Source organism: Nostoc sp. ChiQUE02 (genome assembly GCF_034531305.2).
In the GTDB taxonomy this organism is placed as follows: domain Bacteria; phylum Cyanobacteriota; class Cyanobacteriia; order Cyanobacteriales; family Nostocaceae; genus Nostoc.
Genome location: NZ_JAVRBN020000020.1, coordinates 106,629 through 131,485 on the forward strand (window position 1 = coordinate 106,629; position 24,857 = coordinate 131,485).

The 24,857-nt window shown below is 40.8% G+C and carries 23 protein-coding genes and 2 pseudogenes; 10 read left to right on the forward strand and 15 right to left on the reverse strand.

Going from position 1 to position 24,857, the window contains the following annotated elements; translation table 11 throughout:
- Nucleotide 1: 1 nt before the first annotated feature.
- The 5 genes and pseudogenes from RM347_RS20860 to RM347_RS20880 all read right to left on the reverse strand — a co-directional run bounded on the left by RM347_RS20860 (nt 2) and on the right by RM347_RS20880 (nt 4,817).
- Nucleotides 2-1,840: an ATP-binding protein gene (locus RM347_RS20860; protein WP_322720243.1), complete on the reverse strand. Its 1,839-nt coding sequence runs from the start codon at nt 1,838-1,840 to the stop codon at nt 2-4.
- A gap of 334 nt (nt 1,841-2,174) precedes the next feature.
- Nucleotides 2,175-2,891 (reverse strand): pirin family protein, encoded by a 717-nt coding sequence (locus RM347_RS20865; protein WP_322720244.1) that lies wholly within the window; start codon nt 2,889-2,891, stop codon nt 2,175-2,177.
- Between the two features lie 340 nt (nt 2,892-3,231).
- Entirely contained in the window at nt 3,232-3,804 is a 573-nt protein-coding gene (gene dps / locus RM347_RS20870; protein ID WP_322720245.1) for a DNA starvation/stationary phase protection protein Dps, read from the reverse strand.
- A gap of 116 nt (nt 3,805-3,920) precedes the next feature.
- Nucleotides 3,921-4,082, reverse strand: a pseudogene (locus RM347_RS20875) (aldo/keto reductase); the annotation flags it as partial.
- Nucleotides 4,083-4,214: 132 nt separating this feature from the next.
- Nucleotides 4,215-4,817 carry a Uma2 family endonuclease gene (locus RM347_RS20880; RefSeq protein ID WP_322720246.1) on the reverse strand — a complete coding sequence of 201 codons (603 nt, stop codon included), beginning with the start codon at nt 4,815-4,817 and terminating at the stop codon, nt 4,215-4,217.
- A 251-nt stretch (nt 4,818-5,068) separates the two neighbouring features.
- On the opposite strand from RM347_RS20880, the gene RM347_RS20885 reads away from it, so the two are divergent.
- Both RM347_RS20885 and RM347_RS20890 read left to right on the forward strand, forming a co-directional pair.
- A complete protein-coding gene (locus tag RM347_RS20885; protein WP_322720247.1) occupies nt 5,069-5,596 on the forward strand; it encodes a DUF6398 domain-containing protein in 528 nt (175 codons plus the stop codon).
- Between the two features lie 161 nt (nt 5,597-5,757).
- Nucleotides 5,758-6,201, forward strand: coding sequence for a transposase (locus tag RM347_RS20890; protein WP_322720268.1), 444 nt, complete (start codon nt 5,758-5,760; stop codon nt 6,199-6,201).
- Here the strand turns inward: RM347_RS20890 and RM347_RS20895 are convergent.
- The 5 genes and pseudogenes from RM347_RS20895 to RM347_RS20915 form a co-directional block, all read right to left on the reverse strand.
- On the reverse strand, nt 6,175-6,726 hold the full coding sequence (locus tag RM347_RS20895) for a phytanoyl-CoA dioxygenase family protein (RefSeq protein ID WP_322720248.1): 552 nt from the start codon (nt 6,724-6,726) through the stop codon (nt 6,175-6,177). The genes RM347_RS20890 and RM347_RS20895 overlap by 27 nt on opposite strands.
- A 188-nt stretch (nt 6,727-6,914) precedes the next feature.
- Nucleotides 6,915-7,232: an HNH endonuclease gene (locus tag RM347_RS20900; RefSeq protein ID WP_322720249.1), complete on the reverse strand. Its 318-nt coding sequence runs from the start codon at nt 7,230-7,232 to the stop codon at nt 6,915-6,917.
- Nucleotides 7,189-7,365, reverse strand: a complete 177-nt coding sequence (locus RM347_RS20905) for a hypothetical protein (protein WP_322720269.1) — start codon at nt 7,363-7,365, stop codon at nt 7,189-7,191. Before RM347_RS20905 ends, RM347_RS20900 begins: the two co-directional genes overlap by 44 nt.
- A 150-nt stretch (nt 7,366-7,515) precedes the next feature.
- Nucleotides 7,516-7,767: pseudogene (locus RM347_RS20910) on the reverse strand (IS5/IS1182 family transposase); the annotation flags it as partial.
- A gap of 315 nt (nt 7,768-8,082) precedes the next feature.
- On the reverse strand, nt 8,083-9,183 hold the full coding sequence (locus tag RM347_RS20915) for an alpha/beta fold hydrolase (RefSeq protein ID WP_322720250.1): 1,101 nt from the start codon (nt 9,181-9,183) through the stop codon (nt 8,083-8,085).
- 274 nt (nt 9,184-9,457) lie between these two features.
- On the opposite strand from RM347_RS20915, the gene RM347_RS20920 reads away from it, so the two are divergent.
- Nucleotides 9,458-14,158, forward strand: coding sequence for a non-ribosomal peptide synthetase (locus RM347_RS20920; protein ID WP_322720251.1), 4,701 nt, complete (start codon nt 9,458-9,460; stop codon nt 14,156-14,158).
- A gap of 39 nt (nt 14,159-14,197) precedes the next feature.
- Here RM347_RS20920 and RM347_RS20925 read toward each other — a convergent pair whose 3' ends face one another.
- On the reverse strand, nt 14,198-14,998 hold the full coding sequence (locus RM347_RS20925; RefSeq protein WP_322720252.1) for an RMD1 family protein: 801 nt from the start codon (nt 14,996-14,998) through the stop codon (nt 14,198-14,200).
- Nucleotides 14,999-15,521: 523 nt separating this feature from the next.
- Here RM347_RS20925 and RM347_RS20930 point away from each other — a divergent pair.
- The gene (locus tag RM347_RS20930) at nt 15,522-15,788 is read left to right on the forward strand and encodes a hypothetical protein (RefSeq protein ID WP_322720253.1); all 267 of its coding nucleotides are present in this window, start codon (nt 15,522-15,524) and stop codon (nt 15,786-15,788) included.
- A gap of 648 nt (nt 15,789-16,436) precedes the next feature.
- Here RM347_RS20930 and RM347_RS20935 read toward each other — a convergent pair.
- Nucleotides 16,437-16,661 (reverse strand): hypothetical protein, encoded by a 225-nt coding sequence (locus RM347_RS20935; protein ID WP_322720254.1) that lies wholly within the window; start codon nt 16,659-16,661, stop codon nt 16,437-16,439.
- 733 nt (nt 16,662-17,394) lie between these two features.
- Between RM347_RS20935 and RM347_RS20940 the strand changes: the two genes are divergently transcribed.
- Together RM347_RS20940 and RM347_RS20945 are read left to right on the forward strand one after the other, a co-directional pair.
- Nucleotides 17,395-17,799, forward strand: a complete 405-nt coding sequence (locus RM347_RS20940) for a pentapeptide repeat-containing protein (RefSeq protein ID WP_322720255.1) — start codon at nt 17,395-17,397, stop codon at nt 17,797-17,799.
- Between the two features lie 383 nt (nt 17,800-18,182).
- Nucleotides 18,183-18,998: a carbonic anhydrase gene (locus tag RM347_RS20945; RefSeq protein ID WP_322720256.1), complete on the forward strand. Its 816-nt coding sequence runs from the start codon at nt 18,183-18,185 to the stop codon at nt 18,996-18,998.
- 155 nt (nt 18,999-19,153) lie between these two features.
- Here the strand turns inward: RM347_RS20945 and RM347_RS20950 are convergent, their stop codons facing one another.
- A complete protein-coding gene (locus tag RM347_RS20950; protein ID WP_322720257.1) occupies nt 19,154-19,552 on the reverse strand; it encodes a VOC family protein in 399 nt (132 codons plus the stop codon).
- A gap of 101 nt (nt 19,553-19,653) precedes the next feature.
- On the opposite strand from RM347_RS20950, the gene RM347_RS20955 reads away from it, so the two are divergent.
- On the forward strand, nt 19,654-20,094 hold the full coding sequence (locus RM347_RS20955) for a hypothetical protein (protein ID WP_428850587.1): 441 nt from the start codon (nt 19,654-19,656) through the stop codon (nt 20,092-20,094).
- 21 nt (nt 20,095-20,115) lie between these two features.
- On the opposite strand, the gene RM347_RS20960 is transcribed toward RM347_RS20955, so the two are convergent.
- Nucleotides 20,116-20,478, reverse strand: coding sequence for a hypothetical protein (locus tag RM347_RS20960; protein WP_322720259.1), 363 nt, complete (start codon nt 20,476-20,478; stop codon nt 20,116-20,118).
- Nucleotides 20,479-20,641: 163 nt separating this feature from the next.
- Here RM347_RS20960 and RM347_RS20965 point away from each other — a divergent pair, with 163 nt between their 5' ends.
- Nucleotides 20,642-20,872: a hypothetical protein gene (locus RM347_RS20965; RefSeq protein ID WP_322720260.1), complete on the forward strand. Its 231-nt coding sequence runs from the start codon at nt 20,642-20,644 to the stop codon at nt 20,870-20,872.
- Between the two features lie 30 nt (nt 20,873-20,902).
- On the opposite strand, the gene RM347_RS20970 is transcribed toward RM347_RS20965, so the two are convergent.
- The gene (locus RM347_RS20970) at nt 20,903-22,573 is read right to left on the reverse strand and encodes an alpha-amylase family glycosyl hydrolase (RefSeq protein WP_322720261.1); all 1,671 of its coding nucleotides are present in this window, start codon (nt 22,571-22,573) and stop codon (nt 20,903-20,905) included.
- A gap of 331 nt (nt 22,574-22,904) precedes the next feature.
- Here RM347_RS20970 and RM347_RS20975 point away from each other — a divergent pair, with 331 nt between their 5' ends.
- Together RM347_RS20975 and RM347_RS20980 are read left to right on the forward strand one after the other, a co-directional pair.
- The gene (locus RM347_RS20975; RefSeq protein ID WP_322720262.1) at nt 22,905-24,395 is read left to right on the forward strand and encodes a glutamine synthetase family protein; all 1,491 of its coding nucleotides are present in this window, start codon (nt 22,905-22,907) and stop codon (nt 24,393-24,395) included.
- Nucleotides 24,382-24,606: a hypothetical protein gene (locus RM347_RS20980; RefSeq protein ID WP_322720263.1), complete on the forward strand. Its 225-nt coding sequence runs from the start codon at nt 24,382-24,384 to the stop codon at nt 24,604-24,606. Before RM347_RS20975 ends, RM347_RS20980 begins: the two co-directional genes overlap by 14 nt.
- Nucleotides 24,607-24,857: the final 251 nt, after the last annotated feature.

A 24,857-nucleotide genomic window follows, 5' to 3' on the forward strand; every position in this document is an offset into this window, starting at 1 on the left:
TTTAACGAGAACCACCACTTTTAACTACATCCTTTCCAGGGTGTATTGGTATCTCAATCACAAACTTTGTTCCACCATCTGATGTTGAATTATACCAAATCTTGCCACCGTGTTTTTCTACAACAATTTGATAACTAATAAATAATCCCAGTCCCGTCCCTTTGCCTACAGGTTTGGTGGTAAAAAATGGGTCAAACAACTTCAAGCGAATTTCTTCGGGAATTCCCCTACCGTTATCGGTAATGGAGATAGACACTAGATTGTCCGAGGTTAGCTGAGTTTGAATCCAGATGCTAGGTGTTTTATGTTGTCCGTTAGTTGTTTCGACTGACTCTTCTAAAACATCTATCGCATTCGTGAGGATATTCATAAACACCTGATTCAGTTCTCGAGCATAACACTGCACCAAAGGCAATTGACCATATTCTTTGATAATTTTAATTCCCGTAGCATTTGCTTTTGTCTGGAGGCGGTGATGTAAAATTATTAAGGTATTATCGATACCAGAATGAATATCCACTTCCTTAAAAGCAGCTTCATCCAAGCGGGAGAAATTTCGCAGTGAAACAATAATATCCCGGATGCGTTGTGTACCGACTTGCATCGATTGAAGAATATTGCCGAGGTCTTGTACAAGAAAGTCGAGTTCTATAGAGTTAACTACTTGTTGAAGTGATGGGGGCGGGTTAGGATAATGCTGCTGATAAGCCATCACTAATTGCAGTAAATTTTGAGTATATTCATCTATATGGTTAAGGTTGCCGTAGATGAAGTTGACAGGATTATTAATTTCGTGTGCTACTCCTGCTACCAGTTGTCCCAGACTGGACATTTTTGCTGTTTGAATGATTTGTGCTTGGGTTTGTTGCAGTTGTGAGAGTGTATGTTGAGCAAGTTGAGCATTCTCACGAGCTTCGGTATAAAGTTGTGCTTGTTTGAGAGCTATTAGCATTTGACGATGAGCGTAGATGTAATCCAGAATGAGTCCAGCTAAGGGGACTAAGTAGGCAACAATTTTCAAAAAGTGAGCAATATTAAAATGATTATCGAACAAAGCCGTTGAGCCAAAAACCATGTGTAATTGGGTAGCGACATTGGGAATAGTACTAACAATTAAAGCGTGAGAGAATAAACTCGGATACTTGCGCCAAAAGCGTGGATAAATCAGAATGCCAGCTACCAGAAAAAGGATCAAGGGTATGATATCCCAAGGTCGAGTAATAATTGATTTGGGGAAAATAGTTGGTGGTAAAGTGTGACTAGTGGCACAAACAGAAATTATGCCGTAACAAACTAACCCAAAGCCCAAAGTCACTGCAACTATAAAATTGAAACTGCCTTGCCACTTTTTGGGTTTACCGATCAGAAAAATACTAACGCCAATTATCGTCACTAACGCATTACACAGTCGGCAAAGTGCCCAAGTAAAAGGGATGAGCTTACTATTATCAGCAACGGCTTCAATTAACCTATCAGCAGCTAGAGTGTGGAAGGCATCTATTAGCCCAGCGCACAACAAAGTCACCCCAATAATTGGTGTAATAATATCGCTTTTTATATAGAAGTGAGCAAAAGCAAGAATAATAGTGAAGATGGCAGTACAGACAGCGCTCCATTCTAAAATTGTATGGACGAAGCTTCCTTCCAATCTTTGGTAAATAACTTCTTCAATAAATCCCAAACTAGCAGGATTACAAATAACCTCTAAATTCCGGGGTGGCAGAGTAGAAGCAAAACTAACTCCCAAAACATTTAATGCTGATGGGAATAAGCAAATTAGCCATATTATCCAAATTAACTGAACAGGAAGTTTTAGTGTTTGCTCTGTTGATATCGTCACCACAACCACCTCTGGAGTAGAAACTAATGGGTAGGAAAATAGAATAAAGTGCGTTGGACTCTATCGTGAACACAAACTTCACTTTTTTCTTTTTCTTAGAATTCCCAAAAACCATTCGTCTCTAACTACCGCAGTATTCTATTGGCGATAATAGAAGCGGTAAGACCTCATTTTGGCATCTCAACTACAAGCAAAAAATTTCGTTACTGAAACTCTTAATTAAAAAACTTTTCAATTGACTTAAGTGGACATGCGCTATCAGCCAGAGATTTAAATCTCTGGCTGATGGGTAAAAGGCTCATTTAGGAGAGCCTTTTAGCAGATAAATGCGATATTAACCCAAGTCGAAAAGCAAGATTTCGCCGCCGATATTGGTGCTAATTTCTAGCTGTTCTTCGCCGTTAATTTGCACTCCATCGCCTGCTCTGAGTTCTTCGCCATTCAAATTAACTATGCCTTGTGCTATTTGTATCCAGGCATAACGACCAGGTTTGACTTGATAATTAACAACATCACCTTCCTCTAAAACAGATGTGTATAAATCAACATCTTGGTGAATTGTGACGGCTCCATCGCGTCCATCTTTAGCAGCAATTAAGCGGAGTTTGCCACGCTTTTCTTCTAGAGGAAAAGCTTTTTGTTCATATCTTGGTGTCAACCCTTCTTGGTCAGGAAGAATCCAGATTTGTAGTAAATGGAGTGGTTCAGTTGGTGAGGGATTAAATTCGCTGTGGCTGATTCCAGTTCCAGCGCTCATGATTTGTGCATCACCGGGGCGAATCACCGACCCAGTACCCAAGCTGTCTTTATGCTCTACAGCACCTTCTAAGACGTATGTGAGGATTTCCATGTCACGATGACCGTGGGTAGGGAATCCGGCACCAGGGGCGATGCGATCGTCGTTAATTACCCGCAGAGAGCGAAATCCCATACGGTTCGGATCGTAAAAACTACCGAAGGAAAATGTGTGATAGCTATCGAGCCAGCCTGTTTGAGCATGACCGCGGGCATTTCTATCATGAATTAGGTGGCTAATTGTATTTTGAGACATAGATTTACCTCGTTGTTAATGAGTATTTAGTTAAGAGTTAGGAGAGACGCGATAATCGCTTCTGTAGTTAGAGAGACGCGATTAATCGCGTCTGTACAAGAGTTAGGAATCAGAATGCAATTAGCATACTTTTTCACTAACCTACTAGCTTATTGAAGTTGAAGGAAGTATTAATTTTGAGATGTAACTTGTTGAAGATATTTTTGAATTGTTCGACTTAGTTTTGAACTATTTCAATAGTAAGGTATATACATATAAATGAAAAGTACGCACTTAAAAGTGACGTACTTACCAAAAAGATACTACTAGATTTAAGAAAGACTACTTTTCTCAGAAGTGCTTATTTTACAGCAGCAGGTGTCTTTTGAGTTTTAGTAGTACTTGCTTTGCCATTCTCTGCTTTAATTTCTGCTATTTGGAGATGAGCTTCTAAGAACCAGAGTCGCTTGTCAACGGTGCGGGAAATTTCGGTGTAAAGGTCAGCGGTATCAGCATCGCCTAAGTTATCAGTTTTAGCGATCGCTTCTCTAATATGTTTAGCATAGAGTCCAAAGCGATCTGACAACGCTGTCACGTGGTCTTTGCCATCCAAAATATCTAAAGGATATTCTGGCAGAATTGAATTACTAGCTGCGGCGCGGACTGTTCCGAAAGCGTAGCCACCTAAAGCTGTAACGCGTTCAGCTACCATATCGATGTACTCTTCCAATTCTCCAGCAAGTTCATCAAATAATAGGTGCAACTGGTAGAAGTCAGTTCCTTTAACATTCCAATGCGCTTGCTTCGCTTGGGTTTTCAGATCCGAAGTAGCTGCCAAGGTTTGGTTGAGAATTACCACGATTTGCACTCGCGCTTCGGCGGGAATGTCAATGCGGGTAGGGTACAGACGTGATGAAATGCTGTTGTCACTCATGATTCTACGTTGTTAATGCCTTTTATATCTAACTTTACAGAATTGCAAGGCTTGGCGAAACTCTCTGACGATGGATTGTATTAACGCCTGAATGTGTTACTGTTTATGACTATTAGTTAAATGCGATAGTTTTCTATGGTATTGAATGTGCCACCGAAAAGGCGATCGCGAATATTATCATTCTGCAAAAAGTCATGGGGAAAACCCAGTTCAATTTGACTCACTTCATTTAAATGTTGCAAATGTTCTGGCGAGAGGCTGACATCTAAAGAAGCTATGATGCGGCCGCCCTGGGGAACAGGCTTGCTTACAAGTATTAAGCCTATAGTGTTAAGAGTGATGTTGCCCCCGCTACCATGAAAACCAAATTCAGAGCTAGCAGCGATATCACTCAAGAGAGTTAGCCACCCTTAAAAATTAATACGACGATAGATTTCAGTCAGGGGAATTTCCACGTTGTTTAAACTGTGCAGAACAATCGTCCGCTCAAGGTTAGAGTGAACTTGCCATAGCCAGCGATCATTACTGTTACGATCCAAGTTATGATACTGTTCAATGTAGGGTTCAGTTTGACTCACAAGCAGATATTCACAAAAGCTGGTAAGAGAGCGGTATTTTCTGAACTTGTCCCCTCGGTCGTATGCTTCGGTAGAGGGTGATAAAACTTCGACAATCAATAAAGGATTTAGAATTTCATCATGGCGATCGTCATTAAACTCTGGTTCGCCATTAACAACCATCAAATCGGTATAAGTCCCACACTGATATTCAGGAATCCAAACTCGCAAGTCGCTCTTATACAAACGAAAATCGGTGTCTCTCAGTAAAAACCCTAAGTAAATTAAGAAGTTGCTGGCAATCGCACTATGAGATTCCGAACCTCCCGACATAGTAATAACCTCTCCGTTGCGATATTCATGGCATTCTGGGTTGGTTTCTTCCATAGCCCGATACTCGTCTAACGCGAGGCGAGTTATTATTACATCTGGGGGACTGGTTTGAGCAAAGACCACAATCAGACCTCTTGAATAATTAGCTCTAAAACTATTATCAGCAACGAAAAGAAGAATTGCTAATGAACGCCTGCTAACTCTGGTAGATGGACTATATGAAGAATCTGTGTTTCAGGGGACGGAACCAATCAAAATAGTGATTTACCCGATGCTGGATTTGACAGCAGACCTAGTAATAGCATCTGGACAGGTCTAAAATTCAATGTATTGAAGGTGGCGATCGCTGACAACAAAGACATTGGATGATTTGTATGGCTAAACCAGTAGGCGAAAAAGTTCCCAAACAAATGCAAGGGAAATTTGAGGAAATCACCCGCCTCACCGATGCCTTTTGCTCTCAACATCTCAACGCTGAATATGCAGAGATGTCGCGCCAACTGGCGGCAGCTCTGTGCCGCAAGCGTCCCTCGCCCCTAGCAACAGGACTTGCGAAGTCCTGGGCTTGTGGCATCGTCCACGCCCTCGGCATGGTTAACTTTCTCTACGACTCCTCCCAAACTCCCCATATCAAAGCTAGCGAACTCTACCAAGTCTTTGGCGTAGCGGAAAGTACGGGACAGGGGAAATCCAAAGCAATTCGGGATGCAATGAAGATGAGCTACTATGATACGACTTGGTGTTTGCCCAGCCGACTAGATAGCCATCCGACTGCCTGGTTAATTTCCGTCGATGGATTGCCTATCGATGCGCGTTACACTCCCCGCGAGATTCAAGAAGAGGCATTCCGCAGGGGTTTAATTCCCTATTTACCATCGATAAATGATTCCGAGGAGATATAAAAGTGCCTAATTCCAATAATTATCTGTCTCGCCCATCCCTGCTTCCTAAATATTAGACCTGAATCTTTACGGTTGTCCTTTTTATAGATGAGTGTCATTTACTCTGGGGTGATGTTTGTGGATATGTCTGGGGTAAAACAGATATCCGAATATAAATTCACATCAAAAATCAAAAAGATAGACAAACGTATTATGGTGCATTAAACTATCAAACTAAAGAATTTATTGTCAGGGAATATTCATCGGGGAATGGAGAGAATACTGTGAGTTTTCTGAAAATTTTACAGTTGCAGTTTCCTAGACAAAGAATTGTCGTAATTTGGGATGGAGCTTCGTATCATAAATCAACCGAAGTGAAAGAGTTTCTAGCAACAGTCAATAATAGTCACGACTCATCACAGTGGCAATTTACTTGTATTGTATTCGCACCTAATGCACCCGAACAAAATCCTGTAGAAGATGTTTGCTTACAAGCCAAAAATTTCTTGAGAAAGTCTTGGCATCTCTGTAAATCTTTTCCTGTTGTTAAGTGGTTATTCAAATTATTTACTAATCACCAAAAATTTGATTTCCCTAAATTAAAACAATATATGCCTTGTTCGTAACTCATTCTTTTGTAGTCCCTCTTCTCGTGGTAGTAGATGGGTTCCACGCGCCATTTGAAACGGGCCATTTTCTGCGGTTACTTCCACAAGGGGAAAGTTAACAGCTAAGGCATAAAGTGGTGTAACTATGTCATCGCTAAACAATGGGCGAAAGTCCCGATGGGTTTCCTGATAATCCGAACCCTGAAACGGGACATCAACCCCTAACTGAACCATCACGTATTCTTGGTAAAACACTCGCTTAAGGATACCTATAATCACTGGGTTAGCATAAACCAACTCATTAGCGAATGGGTAAATCCAAGGCAAGGTTAGATAATACCGGGAAATTTCACGGGGAGCCAAACCACCCGGTTGATTTTGACGATCGTGAAATAACTTTTCAAAAGCTTGTAACCACTCGTCAATTAATTTTTGCTCAAAAACATGAGGAATGACACAAATTCCGTCTCGATTCAGTTCTTCAGCAAACCTATCTAGGTCGGTAGCTGAATATTTAGCTATACCGCCTATACTTTGAAGCATTTTTTTTAACCTCTTTCAATGAGAGCTTTAGAGCCGATGAAATCAGACTCTCACAGCAGTTTTTTGTAATTGCTTGTCGATAATAGCGTATTAGGCATCACCGTGGTCGGGTAGCAGGACTATATCGCTATAATCCCGCCCCCCTCAGAACCGGACGTGCGCCTTGCAACGCATCCGGCTCAAGCAAGTTATAAACTACTGATTGTTCCAGAATGTATTTGCTGATGGCAGTACAGATGTACAAGTTGTAGGTTGCCGTAATTGTCACCACCACCCTGAGATTTTGGCTTTTTATGATGAAGATGTAACTCCTCATCATTTAATAGAGATTCCCCGCATACAGGACAGACATCTTGTTGCCTTTGGGCTATCTTCTGCCTACTTTTGATTAATTCGGATTTAGTTAAAGCTGACTGCCGTTTAATCCAGTAGTCCCTTAATTTGGGGTCATCGGGTGATGATTTACCTTGTGACTTGAATGTGCCTTTCAATCTTGATCCAAGCAAATTTCAGCATATAGGCTCCGGTTTGTTTATTACCGAAAACCCATCGGTCAAATGGTCTATCAAGATTTAGATTTCCCCAGTATTTCGCCTGATGCCAGCTATCAGATTTTTTTTCGATGAGTGCGTTTGGCATACATTTTCTGCTTCTCATATAACTGGAGTTTAGTGGGTCATGAACTGAAAGTTCATGACCCACTAAACTCCAGATATAACCAGTGGTCAAGAAAATGGCTTTGTTGCATGAAAGAAAAAAAGACAAACCAATCCGCGATTGGAATTGAAATTAACCTTCCACTTTATAAGTGTCCGGTTTACCTAACTGGATGATGCGATTAAGTGCCGCACATTGCAGGAATAACTCAACGGCTTGATTGTCAAAAAAGCGTCGTCGTAACTTGCCGCAAAAAATGATCTTGAGCCGAAACATGGCAGTTTCAGACAAAGAACGCCGATGATAGCCGCTGTGTTGTGTCCATTGCTTAAGTCCCAATTGATTCACCCGTCGCAGGTTTTCATCTCTAGGATGCGGCTGTGCTTGATGGGAGCAACGCGAAAAAGTGAGATCATCGTAAAGTAAACAGGGGAAGCGGGGGGAGCAGGGGAGGCAGTGCGGTCTTGGGGTTTCCCCAAGTAGAGCAACTGCCGTGGAGCAGGGGGAGTAAAGAGAAACTTTTAGTAATTTTTTGCTACCTTAATAGCCCTGAATACACTTATTTATTTGTCTCCCCCTGCCTCAAGAGCCTCCCCTGCTCCCCCTACTCCCTGCTCCCTGCCCCCCTGCCTCCACAGCGATAGGATATTTTTTTAGTTGGAAGTCCCTTGATGGATGCTAAATGTGGGATTCAGGCAGCTATGAGCAGCCAGCGCAAAATGTGCTGACTGCTTCGGCAAACTGCTGGTTTTGTTCCATCAATGCCATGTGTCCACCTGGTTTTATGGTGACTCGTTCAGAATAAGGCAATTCTGCTGTCATGCGATCGCTCGCCACAGGTTTTGTCGCTATATCTGAAGCACCACACATTACCAATACAGGCACATTAATAGTTGCAAGTGTGTCTGTTTCATCAAACTTCAACATTCCCAGTGTGCCACGAGCCAGAACACCAGGCGAACCCAATGCTGATAATAGACCTGCAAAACTTAGTTGACCCCGTGTTTCAGTACCCGTAAATCCAGACAGTTCGACGGTGATGTACAGGGAACCATTCAAATACGAAAGCCAAGTCATCAACCAAAAAATCGGCCACAGCACAATAGTCAGGTACAACACAGGTTCGAGTAGCGGTTTCTGCAATTTATGTACCAGATTGCTAAAGATACAAGTTTTAACCGGATTGGTGTAAGTAGTATCTACAAGAATTAAGCCAGCCACCCGACTCCTTAATTGCTCTGGAAACAGGCGACAGAATGTCAAGTTAATCATCCCACCCATGCTGTGTCCCAACAAGATAACAGGTTTATCCCCTGCTATTGCAACAACAGCTTCCAAGTCACGCGCATATTTTTCTATAGAATGATCGTTGTTTTTCGGTTTGGCGGATTTTCCTAACCCTGGTAGATCCCAAACAATTACTCGGAAGCGATCGCTCAGTTGGCGTTTAGCATAATACCATACAGTACTGTTTGGCCCCCAACCGTGTGACAAAATAATCGGTTGACCATCCTCAGGACCAAAAAACTCTACTTGCAGTACACTGCCATCCGGTCGTGGCAAACGTTGCACAGTTTTGCTACGCATAAACTTAGGTTCCTCAGCTCCAGGACGGCGCAGCAGTGGCAAACTGATAAAACGACCGCCAAAAGACCACAGAACCATTACTAGTCCAGCTACTAAGTAAGATGTTCCTACAAGTTCTCCTTCGTACCACTCATAGAGAATGTAGATCCCCCCGCCAAGTATGCCAATCGACAGCAGTTGAACCAGCCATATAAGTAGAAAATTATGAGGCATGAATATCATGAGCCTAAACCTTGCAATACGTTGTTCACTGCGTTGTCTTTTAGCTTCATACCATAGTTAGAATCATCCAACTTTCAGTCCCAAGAATGATTTATACAGTGTTATAAGTGTGATAAAAATGCTGGGTTAGTTGATAAACACTGTAAAGTGGCATAAACAACTATCAAGTTAATAAGCTTAGTAAACATACTTCTCCTGCCTTCTGCTTCCTGCCTCCTGCCTCCTGCCTTCTAATAAGTAACAACAGTTGCGAAGGGGACTAATTTTGAACACCGTTGAGTTTTTATCTTATCTTCGCAGCTTAGATATTCAAGTTTTTATTGATGGTGAAAAGTTTCGCTGTAACGCTCCTGAAGGAATTCTTACAGCAGAACTGCGTGCAGAAATTCAAGAGCGTAAAGCAGAAATTATTGAATTTTTAGAAACATTTAATCGTACGAATAACCACAGCTTTAGACCTCTGGTACCTATTTCGCGGTCAGGAAATCTTCCCCTCTCCTTTGCTCAACAACGGCTGTGGTTTCTTGACCAATTAATCCCTAATAATCCTTTCTATAACATTCCACTAGCACTACATTTAACAGGTTCGCTCAATAAAGCCGCGCTAGAGCAAACTTTTAACGAAATTGTGCAACGACACGAAGCTTTACGTACCACTGTTGTCATGCAGTCAGGGCAACCAGTTCAGGTAATTAAGCCTGCGCTAACTATTACTTTACCAGTAATAGATTTACGGCAACTGCCACAAGCCGAACGAGAAATACAAACACGACAACTCACTACCCAAGAAGCTCAACGTCCTTTCAATTTATCAACCGATTCGTTACTGCAAGTAAAACTGCTGTGGTTGGATGAGACACAATACATCCTGCTGCTGACTATGCACCACATTGTCTCTGATGGTTGGTCTATTGGAGTGCTGATTCAAGAGATAGCAGCACTCTACCCAGCCTTTGCTAGCAATCAGCCTTCTCCTCTACCAAAACTTACAATTCAATATGCAGACTTTGCATACTGGCAACGCCAATGGTTGCAAGGGGAAGTATTAGAAAACCAACTGAGTTACTGGCAGAAGCAATTAGACGGTATTTCTATGCTAAATCTGCCAACCGACAGACCAAGACTAGCTGTTCAAACTTATCAGGGTGCAAGGCAACCTGTGCAATTATCAAAAAGTTTGAGCGAAGCACTTTTAGCTCTCGGTCAGCAAGAAGGGGTAACTTTGTTTATTACCCTACTAGCAGCATTTCAAGTTTTACTTTACTGCTACACGCAACAGGAAGATATTGCTATTGGTTCACCTATTGCCAATCGCAACCGTAGTGAAATTGAGGGATTAATTGGTTTTTTTGTTAATAGCTTAGTACTGCGTACCGATCTATCAGGAAACCCAACTTTTCGGGAATTATTGAGTCGAGTCAAAGAGGTGGCTTTAGGGGCTTACGCTCATCAAGATTTACCTTTTGAAAAGCTTGTAGAAGAACTACATCCAGAGCGGAATTTGAATCAAAATCCGCTCTTTCAAGTTGTTTTTGCGCTCCAAAATGCGCCTATGACAGCGTTAGATTTACCTAGTTTAACTTTAAGCACGCTACCATTTGAAACGGAAACAACGCGCTTTGATTTGGAGTTCCACTTGTGGGAGCCAAATACTCAAAATGGGTTATGGGCAGATAGCTCAGAAGGAATTAGTGGTTTTGTAATTTATAGCGCTGATTTATTTGATGACGCTACTATCACCAGGATGCTAGGACATTTCCAAACATTACTGGAGGGTATAGTTGCAAATCCAGAACAACAAATTGCACAATTACCACTTTTAAGCGAATCTGAGCTACATAATTTATTATTTGAATGGAACAATACTGAGTTAGATTATCCCCAAGATAAATGTATCCATCAGTTATTTGAAAGCATTGTAAAACAGAATCCTGATGCAACTGCCTTAGTACTTGGCGATGAGCAAATCAGCTATAAAGACTTAAATATACGCAGTAATCAACTTGCACATTATCTAAAAAAATTAGGAGTTAAAACCGAAGGTTTAGTAGGACTTTGTGTAGAACGCTCTTTTGATATGGTAATAGGGATGTTGGGCATCCTGAAAGCAGGTGGAGCTTATGTACCTTTAGATCCAAGCTATCCATCTGAACGTTTAAACTTTATGCTTGAAGATGCTCAAGTCTCAGTTTTATTAACTAACAAGCGATGGCTTGAACGTCTAAAAAAGTTTAATTCACAAATAATCTGTTTAGATAAAGATTGGGATATTATTTCTCAAGAAATTGAAGATAACCTTACTAGTAAAGTTACAGTAGATAACCTAGCTTATGTTATTTATACCTCTGGCTCAACTGGAAAACCCAAAGGTGTTAAAATTGAACATAGAGGATTGTTAAATTTAGTATTTTGGCATCAAAAAGCGTTTGCAGTTTCACTCATTGACCGAGCAACGCAAATAGCTGGGATTGCATTTGATGCTTGCGGTTGGGAAATTTGGCCTTATCTTAGTGCTGGGGCAAGCATTTATTTTGTAGATGATGAAACCAGGCGATCGCCTGATCATCTCCGAGATTGGCTAGTATCAAAAGCGATAACAATTTCTTTCATCCCAACACCTTTAGCAGAGAAAGTTCTTTTATTAGATTTTCCTCAGAACGCAGCTTTACGAATATTACTCACAGGTGGAGATAAACTAAGTCAATATCCTTTAGCTTCCCATTCTTTCCAAGTATTTAATAATTATGGGCCAACTGAGAACACGGTTGTGACAACTTCTGGTCATATTTCTGTTAATAATAAAGATAAATTAGCACCTGCAATTGGTCGTGCGATCGCTAATACGCAAGTTTACATACTAGATAAACATTTACAACCAGTACCCATTGGCGTTTCAGGAGAGTTGTACGTCAGCGGTCATGGATTGACACGAGGTTATTTAAACCGTCCTGACTTAACTGCTGAATGCTTTATTTATCATGATTTTACTAATAATTTAAAAGTACGACTTTATAAAACAGGTGATTTAGTTCGCTATCAAGTAGACGGCAAAATCGAGTTTTTAGGTCGCCTTGACGAGCAGGTGAAAATTCGCGGCTACCGCATTGAATTGGGAGAAATTGAAGCGGTGCTGAGTCAACATCCAGCAGTGCAGCAAACTGTAGCAATAATTCGTGAAGATCAAGAGGAAAAGCGTCTAGTAGCTTATGTAGTCTTGAAAGCTGAAGACAGCAGCGAACAGGAAAATATGCAGTTACAGAATGAGCAGGTTTTGCAATGGCAAACGCTTTACAACGAAACTTACAATCAACCTGCTGCTGATTCAGATCCAACATTCAATATTGTCGGTTGGAATAGTAGTTATACAAATCAGCCTATTCCAGCAGAACAGATGCGTGAGTGGGTGAATAACCAAGTGGCGCAAATTCTGGCTTTGCAACCCCAGCGAGTGTTAGAAATTGGCTGTGGAACAGGTCTATTACTCTTCAGAATTGCACCTCACTGCACTAAATATTGTGGGACGGACTTCTCCCCGGTTTCACTTAACTACATTCAGCAGCAGTTGGAAAAGCAAAAAATACCGCAAGTAACGCTGCAACAGCAGATGGCTACTGACTTTGAGAAAGTAGAAGCAGCAACTTTTGATGCTGTAATTTTAAACTCGGTTGTGCAGTATTTTCCTACTATTGATTATCTAATTCGCGTATTAGAAGGTGCTGTGCAAGCAACTGTTCCTGGTGGCTTTATCTTCATCGGAGATGTGCGTAGTTTGCCACTTTTGCAAGCTTTTCATGCCTCAGTGCAACTTTATCAAGCAGAACCTTCCCTTACCCGCTTTGAATTGCAGCAACGGGTAGAAATGCAAGTTTTTCAAGAAACAGAGTTGGTCATTGACCCAGCTTTTTTTAGTGCATTAAAGCAGCATTTTCCTCAAATTAGCAGTGTACAAATTCAACTTATCCGGGGACGCGAACACAATGAATTAACTCAGTTTCGTTACAATGTGATTATTCATATTGCCGATGAGACTGTTAATAATATTGAAAATCCTTTAGTGCTGAACTGGTCTGAAGATAATTTAACAGTGTCAGCAGTGCGTCAGTTATTGATTGAGAAGCAACCAGAAATTTTATGCATTACCAATGTAGCTAATGCACGAGTATTTGCAGCAGTTAAAACAGCAGAATGGTTATTAGGGATAGAAGATTTTAAAACTGCGGGTGAAATGCGTGAAGCTTTGCAAAAACTCCAGAATTCAGGAGTAGATCCAGAAGATTGGTATACTTTGAATGTACCCTACAGCGTTGATATTAGTTGGTCAGATTCAAGCACTCAAGGATGCTATGACATAATTTTTGTCCGGCAAGATGCAGTAGGGAAGAGAATTATTTTTCCAAATAACACGACTTACTCCCGTCCGTGGCAATCTTACGCCAATAATCCCCTACAAGCCAAAGCTGCGAGTAAGTTAGTGCCGCAGTTGCAGACTTATCTAGTACAAAAGCTGCCTGAGTACATGGTCCCATCAGCTTTTGTAGTACTCAACTCCCTACCTCTAACAGCTAATGGTAAAGTAGATCGCCGCGCCTTAATTGCATCGGATACTATTAAGCCTCAATTACCAGAAAATTACATTGCGCCTCGGACTCCCGTTGAACAAGTGCTAGTGAAAATCTTTGCCGAGGTTTTAGGACTCAAACGTGTAGGAATTCATGATAATTTCTTTGAATTAGGCGGTCATTCATTACTGGCAACTCAGCTTGTCTCTAGAGTTCGCGACGCTTTACGCGTGGAGTTACCTTTGCGTAGCGTATTTGAGGCATCGACAATTGCAGAATTATCTCAGGTGGTGGAAAGCTTTAAAGAAAGCAATGCTCAAAGTCAAGCCCCAATTTTAGTACCACTATCGCGTGAAAGTCGGCGGATTAAGTTATCTTCCTTAAATGAAGAGAGCAAGGGAAATTAGTAGTATATGAAAAAAATTTTACTGTCTCCAAATTTAGCGTTAGCCTTTAAAAATGATGTCGTACAGTGACAGCAGAATCTCCACTACAATCAGAATCACTACATACCACTCTACTCGCTGGCTACTGCTATGCTGCATGAACTCCAGCACCGTTTGTGCAGTTTGGGAAATTAGCTCTAGTTTGCGTTCCAAGGCATTATGACGCTCACGAATTTCGTATTCATCCTCCAAGCGCAGATATAAGTTTTCTAGCTGTGGAGATTCCCAAAGTAACTCCGGCTTATCGATGATTTCTACTCGACCGACAATCTTATGTTGAACTAACAGAGTAGTCCCAAGTTGACGCAGCAATTCCCGACTTTGGCGTCCACTCCTGTTTTCACGCTGGAGACTAGCTGCAAACGGTTCAATTTGATCGAATACAGTCGCTAGGCTGGTTTCATAATGAGACAGTACAACACTCTTGGCGAGAATATCAGCCACTATCTGCAAGCGTTCTACACTAAATTCATGCAGCAAAATTTTTCCTTCCTTAGCTCGTTCACTTTCTGCTACGTTGAAATTAACTTCTACCTCTTCTGTTTCCGGGTCGGCAAAAGAGCCGCTAACTTGAGAGGATAGTTTGGTCAAGAAGGCTGCCTTTTCTACAGGCTCAAGGTTAAACAGAACAACTGCACCATAGTTTAGCAGTACTGCACAGCCGTTTTCACCTACTGTAACCACTACTGGCATAGTCGCCAAGCAAACATAATTCTCCAATGTCTGTAAGTTGATATCCTTACCAAGGAATAGAGCCTCCGCTCTAAATCTGTCTTTATTATTAAAAAGGAGTTTTTGCATTGTCGCTCTATGCTATATTCTGCCTGCGGAACTTATCTGGTTGCGATCGCAATTGATGCCTGTTATTGAAGATCACTACAATCTCAGCTTACCAATTAAGGATAAACTCCTAAAATTTTTTCTCTTGACTCAAATAGGCTTTTGGCAAATCTCAAAGATTATATCCAGTGATGTGGACAAATAGGAAGTCACTTATCTTTTAAAGGGTAAGGCTTGTCTTTCTATGCTATTTGGCTTATTTACATCAAAAAAACAGTTATACATTTTGAAAGTGACTATCACAATGTACTCTGGTCATACCTTGCTAGTTGCTAGCGGTTCCTACCAGAAACGAGCTGCACGTAACCAATTAATAAATTCCTCAGCAAGGGACTCGTATTTTCCATTGATTTGTTGTATCTTGTTTATTCCGTGGAATTATTAGCACTCATCTCCCCCAGGACTTTTTACGACTCCCTTTGAGTCCAAATTTTAAGCCAATGCCTTTGGGAGAGCAGTGAATGAAAACTTTTAATGGATATATATGAAGATCATCAAAAAATCCTCGAAGCTTACCCTGAAGAAAATGATGGAAATGCAAGAAATTGAAGACCAAAAGCTTCTTGCTGATATCGTCAATTTTTCAAACCCTGTGGTTGATGAGCAACCAGTAGCGATTCCAGAGCCAAAAGAACCCAGCTATATACAAGTGCGCGATAATCCCATAGTCCAATCTGTGGGCAATTCCGGCTGGCAGATTTCTGATATTTGGCGAGAGATGAGAGTGGATGATTTTTATGATTTTAGATAACTGCCAACTGTGCTGGTTAAGACTGCTGCTTTGCTTTTAAAGTATGAGTACGTTGTCAACCTCAAGAGTTTGAGGCAATTCCGAATTTACGTTTGATTTTGACCAAAAAAAGGTTATGGGATATAGGGTGTAGGGTGTAGGGAAAGACTGTTTACTCCATACCCTACAAGGATAGAGCAACTACATTTATGTGTTGTCGGGAATATTAACATATATTCGATATCCGGAGTGCGATCGCCCTTGGCGTCTCGCAGAGAGAAATGAGCCTATCCTTATTTGAAACCCCGATTTCAATGATCGGGTTTTCCACACCCCATTGGTGTCAACTTAAGATAAAAGCCTTTTTAAACCTCGTTTCCAGCCTCTGGCTGGAAATGCTATTCATTGGGCTTTGCCTCAATACTTGAGGCAAAGCCTCCTAGGAATCCGAAAATGGCTAGTAATTATGACACAATGCATCTCGTAGAGAAAAAGTAAAAGCGGATAATGAGGGTGAAGGTTGCGCCGCCTCTGTGCCCAATCCTAAAAAATGGTCGAGTAAAGCGATCGCTCTCAGGAGAGGGGAGTAGGGAAAGGAGCAGTCGTTTTTAATCCAGAAATTGGATAATTTATTTTTTGGAGTTCCCTTAACAAGATGAAAATAAATGACTAATTTTTCCAAAAAGGAACAGATTGTTGCCGGCGCTTGAGCCGATAAATTCTCGCTGGATAATTATCATTACTCCATCCTGGTTCAATCTCCTGTGCGTCAATAAGCTCCTGCAATGCTTTATCAATGACGCTGTAACTACAATCAAATACGTCCTTTAATTCTCCAGAAGTTTTCTCACCAGAGCGCAGGTATTCTAAAATCGCCTGATTAATAGGATTCATAATTGCTCCACTAAAATTGATTTAGTTCTGAACTTGTTTACTAGGCATCAGACTTTACTTAAGTTCTTGCTTGCTAGATGACTTCTTACACTCTTTGGTATACCTTTAAAGCTTTCAATTATCGTTACACGAAAGTGAGTAATGTGAGTGCTAGTTTCTACTTACCAGCTTTCATCTCTATTGCTCACTTGAAATCGACCTTTAGTAATAAAAATATTTAGACTGTAGGTAACTTTTATAAATGCTAATACAGGATGGGGGACAAACCGTAGCCTTAATGGTCAAGTGAAGTCTGGCGGCAAGCCGTTTTAGGTCTGACAGTTAAACTACTAGAGCAAGTAGAACATAATTATTCCATTTAGATGATGACTAAAAACCAGTCATCTGGTAATAAGGTGAAAGACTTTCATGAAAGCTACGGTTTCACGTCATCCGTTCCAAAGGAAAGAAAAATGGTCACATGAGGCATGAAGAATGGGAAATTAAATGAGTGGAAGGAGAAAAATACCAAAGTTATTAGCGATCGCAAATTGATTTTACGTTAAAACTACGACTATAGAGGGTAGTTTGGCAAGACTGCTTAAAAAATACAAGAATAAATTTCACCCTTTGACTAAGCCGATGGTGCAATGCCAAAAGCCGATCAATTGAGTCAATCTGTTTATAGGTATTGTTAACCATTTTCAGTCAAAAATTTTGGTTAATAGCATCTAACCGTTTTGAGGAAAGTCAGATGAAACTGGAGATTTTAGCTACCGCAGCATTAGTAAGTACGATCTGCTATGCCATTCCGGCGCAAGCTGCAAATCCTGTCCATGTTAGACAGTTGCTAAAAACGGGGAAATGTCCGGGGTGTGACTTGGTAGGAGCAAACCTGCGTTCGGCTCATTTAATTGGTGCTGATTTAAGAAATGCTAATTTAAAGGGAGCTAACTTCAAGGGAGCTAATTTAGAAGGTGCCGATCTCACTAGTGCGAATCTAACTGGTGCAAACTTGAGCCAAGTATTTGCAAGTGACATTGATTTAAGCGCTACCAACTTAACAAATGCCAAGCTGACTGATGCCAAGCTTAGTAATGCTAACTTAGAGGGTGCTGTATTGACTGGAGTCAATCTCAAGGAAGTTATACTGTACTGAGCCTTCTGGTTACTGAAGACAAATTTTACTCTGTTATGGAGTTTAATTAGCAATTGTGCAGTGTCAATAGGACGATAATATTACCATCCGTGAGAGGTTAAGCTAATTGCACTAATGTCTGCAAGAGCGCAGTTATTAGTGATTAATCGAGCTTGAATAGTGGCTTTTGCAGAGTTTTGACAAGTTTTAAATTTTGGTTTTCTTTGGCAGTGAAGTACTTAATTAGTTAAAGGTGGTTATCCGCTTTACCTCCGATTTAGCTTTGTAATAAGTAACGCTCAATGATATAAAATAATTGTTAGTTTTATGCGTCCTACTTCTTGAATTTGAGAACTAAATTTTTACAAAACTTTTAAAGTATTACTTGTTCATTTAAGTGCTCTATGAAAAAATTAATTAAAGGTTTGCGCGAATTCAAAAGTAGCTATTTTTCTGCCAATGAAGAACTGTTTGAACAACTTTCTCATGGTCAAAAGCCCAGAGTACTGTTTATTACTTGTTCAGATTCGCGTATCGATCCAAACCTGATTACACAAGCCGGGTTAGGTGAATTGTTTGTTATCCGCAATGCAGGCAACATTATTCCACCATTTGGTGCTACAAATGGCGGTGAAGGGGCAACAATTGAATATGCTATTCAAGCATTAGATATCCAACAAATTATTGTTTGTGGTCACTCCCATTGTGGTGCTATGAAAGGGTTAATGAAGTTAGACAGCTTGCGAGTAGAAATGCCGCTTGTACATGACTGGCTCAAGTATGCAGAGGCAACCAGACGACTGGTGAAAGACAATTATAGCCACTACGAAGGGGAAGAACTCTTAGAAATAATTATTGCTGAGAATGTACTCACCCAAATCGAAAATTTACGGACTTATCCGGTGATTCGCTCTAAGCTCCATCAAGGGCAACTCAATATTTATGCTTGGATTTATCAAATCGAGACAGGAGAAATTTTGGCATACGATCCACAAAAGCACGCCTATGTCTTACCCCAAAATCAGCTTCTCCCATCGGAGATAGATGAGAGGTTACTTAGCTCACCAACTAGCAATGTGGAAATACATTTTACTAAAACTCAACAACGGGAGTTTCAATCGTCCCAGGAACACCCTATTCCTACACATGAATGGTTTCCAATGACAGTGCTTTCTCCAGAACAAATGGAGCGAATTTATCGAGGCTCGCAAACAAAGTAAAAATTTAGAGTATAGAAAATATTTTGTAGGAGTAAGGAGTAACAGACGCGAGAGCCAGCGGGTTAGGGAATTCTAAACAATATTATCCTGTTAATGAACGATGCTGGCATCTCTAAAATTTAATAATTTAAGCCAACTGGGATCTTCTTATATCGTTAGTCAACGCTTGATATTTCAGTCAAAATAATTACTCTACCATCAGGATCGGTAACAGTAGCACGCCGTTCACTATTTTTGATTTGTGACGATATCTTGGATTTTATCCCCAAGCTTTCTAAATTACATAATATCTTTTCAAGAGATGTAACATTAAATCCAAGCATTGGTTCTGTGTCATTTTTTTGTTTATTTTCTGGATTCGCTAAAGCCGCTTGGTATGGATATATCTCTAGTACAATATTTCCCAGAACACATGCATAATGAACTAAGTTAGATGACCCATGTTGTTCTTCTACAAATTCCATACCCAGAGCAGAATAAAATGATAAGGTACTCTCAACATTCATGGCACGAATAACAATGAATGAGAGAGAAATTGTGTTTATGGATTTCATTTATCTTATATATAGCGGTTCTCGCTTGAGTGAGATACAAGAACCCCACCCCCAACCCCCTCCCCACAAGCGATGAGGGGAATATGATATACCTTGTATGATTGGGAAACGCTATATTAAAATTTACCACTCTATTGGATCTGTTAGGGGTACTGATTGGTTTAGCGATCGCAGTTATTCTTGCTCCTTATATCGGTTCCTATATGAGATGGAATCAGGCGACGATCGGTCAAGTTCAATGGTGTAGCTTAATTATTCTTTTCACGAGCGTTGCAACACCCAGAGGTTTGTTACAGCTTTGCGATCGCTTTGATTTGTTTGCGTTCCAGATTACTGTTCCTACGGTTATTTCCATGCTTGCAGCGTTCGTGGCTGCCATTCTGAATGCCATTTTGGGAGTTTATTTGCCGTTGCTGTTGACTTTAACTCCATCTTTTGGCGTTGTAGGTACAGGAATAGCAACCTTATCATCTACAGCTTTAATCCTGATTCTTAATAGTGTACTAATCTGGCATCAACTTCGTCAAAAGTTACAAACATAGTATAAGAATCCGCTTTTATTATCAAGCAACAGCCCCTTGTTTAGGCTTTCGCACCGGACGCTTGCGATCGCTTCGACGAACGCCTCCTGCCATTTTGTACTCATCGCTATTCTTGCCATACTTTGCAGCTACACTGAGTAACATGTGTTCTGTTAGTTCCATCAGCGACTTTTCGGCAACTTCTAAGGCTCCCTGAGTCAGATCCACGGTGGAGAGGCTTGAGTTATAAGCTTCCAACCTGTCTTGCGTTGTTTTGATGACGGCTGCAAAGGAGTCAATTGTCACCCCATTGCCGAAGTCTAAGGTGGGACTGATCGATTTCAAAGCTGCAATCCGACGCTGTGCTCTATCAATTACTTTAGACCCGCGTTTTGGACGTGACATAAATCACTTTCCTGTTATTAATAATGCGCCAGGACAAAAACTGAGTTCTACCCTGAACTGTACAGCACTAGGATAGACAGAATTAGGGTTACTTGACACCCGCATTATTCCGTATAAATTTATTTATTTGTTACAAGGATATTGAATATCTTTATGTAAATTCTTGGGGGTTGCTCGAATTCAATCAACAACTGTCCGAATTCAATCAACGACTGCCCAAATTCAATCAACAACTGTCCGAATTCAATCAACAACTGTCCGAATTCAATCAACAACTACCCGAATTCAATCAACGACTGCCCGAATTCAATCAACGACTGCCCGAATTCAATCAACAACTGCCCGAATTCAATCAACAACGGTAGCAGACATCCGCCGCATCATCGTTTCATAGAGATAAGCAGCATTACTTATCTCATCTTGTCTACTGCAAAACAAATATCTTAGCTGTATAGCTTGGCAAGTCAGTGATTAAACCATCCTCTCCAGATTCCACTTCCTGATTACCGATCCAATCCCGCCAATACTCACCAGTTGGGAAGTGTGAAATTTTATATTGATTTAAATTCTGGTCGGAGAAATTTGCCACGACGACGACATGAGAATTCTGCTCATCCCAACGGGTGTAAGCCAGCACTTTATCATCTGCATTTTCGTAGAAAAACTGAATATTATCACTTTGCAAAGCTGGAGTTTGCTTGCGTAGAGCAATAAGTTTTTGATAATACTCAAATAAATCATGATTCTGGTCGCTTGACAACAAAGACCAAGTAATCTTCTGCGGCTTAGTCACATCTTGACTTTTTTGCTGGTATTCACCAAACTCTTCTCCCATCCACAGCATCGGTATACCCATTGCTGTCATCAACAGAACAGCAGCTAACTTCGCTCGTTCAAATGCGGCTGCATCAAAGATGCCGCAATTGCCTAATTCTCGTAATACACGTTCGCGATCGTGGGTTGCCAAATAATTTATCACATTGGTAGCGATCGCATAACCCTGCTGTTTGGGATCTAAAATCTGCTTCAGTTGTTCTAATTCAAATGATTTCCCACAAATATATGGAACTAGAAAGTAGCGAAAACTCTCATGCCAACAAGCGTCTAATGGGCCATCTGGCTTGACTACAGTATTTGTATCGGGAATGTGTTCAGCAATGTTGTAAAACTGCTTGGGTGCAGCATGGTTTTTTGCTTGCTTAGTCAGCCAGTTAAAAAATTCAAAGTTAGCCAATTGGCGCACTGCATCAAAGCGAATTCCATCAATGTGATACTCCTCAATCCAGAATTTTACCACATCGCCGACGTATTTCCATGCAGGCTTAACATTTAACTTTTTGTCGTAATTATCATAGTTAAACTCTGGCCCCCAGTAATTATCTGGGTCTTCAGGATAATGCTTGTGTTCGTAGTACCAATAATTTCGGTCAATCAGTATTAAGGGGCATTCTTCATCTGTGTGGTTATAAATTCCATCCATAAATACGCGAATGCCTCTACCATGACACTCGTCAATTAACTGCTTTAAATCTTCTGTTGAACCGTAACTAGATTCTGTAGCAAAGAAGTGGCGAACTTTATAGCCCCAGCTATAATCACCAGGGTACTCATTAACTGGCATTAATTCAATCGCATTAATTCCCAATTCACAAAGATAATCTAACTTAGCAATTATCCCTAGATATTTGCCTTGTTTGTCAGAGTCCACTTCATCACCAGTAAAATCAGCAACGTGCATTTCATATATAACTAATTTACGATTATCAGGCAACGGCATTTTATCGTGTTGCCAAACGTAAGTATCTACAATGCGTTGCCCATCTTTAATACGTACTATGCTACATTTTTCTGTTTCATTAAAATCTGTTGCTTTGGGATCAATGACATCTATCCATTCATCAGGTGCAAAATTTGGATTTTTGGTTTGAATGCGAAATTTATATTGATAAATGCCGTCTTCCAGTTTGATTTGAGTGCGGAAATAACCATCTTCACCTTTTAGCATTGGAATTTCTTTCCAATCGGAAAAAGACCCAATTAAAGCCGCTTTCTTGTTGCGAGGAGCAAATAATGTAAATTCAGTAAAATTCCCCATTTTCACACTTTTATAATTTTCTTTAGGTACAGTCAATAAAAGTATTGTGTAATACAAAATAATTTGCAGCTTCTTTCTTAAGTATTATTAATATTGTTCTAACGTGCCAGACTTCAAGCAGACATTGTAATCGTCGTCAGATAAAGAGCCGCAACTTGAGTTTTAACCTATTCGAGGCTTTGGTTTTCCTGGCAGACAAGGCTGATGATGCCTCAAAACAAGTGCTTGCTGATGACACCAGTTGACCAAATCTGTCTGGGCTGATGATTGCCAAGATAAAATTTATTTCAAGCTGAGAGCACAAGCAGTTGAATATGATTAGGCAATCCAAATGAAAAGACCTGGATTTATTGAGCGTCATCACCTGTGGACAGAAATCCAAAAAGAAGTATCTGAAAAGATCAAGGCTGTTGTTAAAGAACGGGATCTATTATTGATTCGCACCGCTTGGTCAGACCAGCATGGCATTGTTCGCAGTAAGTCGCTCTTACCTCAAACTTTTTTAAGCGCCCTGGAAAATGGAATGCAAATCAGTACAGGTACATTTTTATTTGATACTGGCGGTGCCCTTGTATTTAACCCTTTTATTCCTGGTGGTAGTTTAGAAATGCCCGAGATGACAGGTGCACCAAATCTTGTGGCTGTTCCTGACCCTCATACCTTCCGAATTGTGCCTTGGGCAAAACGAACTGGCTTGATTCTTTGCGACCAATACTTTCAAAATGGACAGAAAATGTCTCTTTCCAGTCGAGGTATTTTACGCCAATCTTTGGCAGAGTTGCACCAAAGAGGGTTAGAACATATTGTGGGATTGGAAGTTGAGTGGTATCTGGCAAAGTTAGAAGATCCAATGTTAGCACTCGCCGATGTTGGTACTTCTGGAAAACCAGGTCAACCCCCTAAAGTTAGTGCCGTTGAGCATAGCTTTCAATATCTATTGGAATCGCATAATCCAGAGATTCACGACTTACTGCGTATTCTGGCAGAAAACCTAGTTGAAATGGAGTTGCCTTTAAGAAGCGTGGAAAACGAAGGGGGTATCGGTCAATTTGAATTTACCTTTGACCCGATTCCTGCATTGCAAGCTGCGGATACAATGACGATGTTTAGAATGGCCACTAAGCAAATCTGCCGTCAACAAGGTTACATCGCATCGTTTATGTGTCGTCCAGGACTACAAGGTTGTTCTTCCAATGGCTGGCACCTGCACCAATCGCTGATAAACCGAACTACAAGCGAGAATGCTTTCATATCTGCAAACTCCAGTACGCTAATGTCAGATTTAGGCAAGCACTTTGTTGCTGGGATTCTTAAACACGCCAATGCTGCTTCTGTTTTCACAACCCCAACTATTAACGGCTATAAAAGATTTAGACCTAATTCCTTAGCTCCCGATCGTGCTGGGTGGGGATTGGAAAATCGAGGGGCAATGATTAGATTACAAGGCGGTTTTGATGACCCCAATACTCACATTGAAAACCGAATTGGTGAACCAGCAGCAAACCCCTATCTCTACATGGCATCACAATTGATTTGTGGATTAGATGGGGTAGATTGCAAGCTTGACCCTGGTTCCCCAACAGAGGAACCTTATGCTACAGAAAATCCGGCCTTACCCCGAAGTTTGCTAGAGGCGATTTCATACCTGAGTCAAAGTGAACTTTTTGGGCAAAAAATGGGACAGCAGTTCATTAACTTCATGATTAAGATGAAACAAAGTGAAATTAACCGTTTTTTGGAGGCTGTTGCTGGTCAGTCTCCAGACGAGTATTCAAAGCAAGTAACTGACTGGGAGCAAAGAGAATATTTTGAATTATTTTGAGACCGATTTTTCTACCTTTATTGTTGAACTTTTTGGGATGGGTGCAGATGGTTTGCAAATGTTCTTGACTAAGTCAGTTCATGTCCGGCAAATTACTTGTGATATGTCATTGCGAGTGCAACGAAGTGGAACGTTCGCGCAGCGTCTCGTAGAGAAGCAATCGCAAGGTTTTTGGGATTGCTTCACTTCGTTCGCAATGACAATTATTTAACCGGACATGATATCAGTTCATGTCTGCGTTTGTAATTTTGATAACCTATAGCGCAATACTCTTGGGTTACCCTGTGGGAAGCCGCTTTGGGTCTACGTTCCTCAGCGGGGGTAGCCCATTACGAATTAAAAATTCAGGCGTTGCAGAACAGTGGGATGAATTAAGGCAAGCAGGGGAGGCAGGGGCTAGTAAGTCAAAAGGTAAAAGTAAAAAGTAAAAAGAAAAGAATTAAGAATTAAATTTCAAGACTT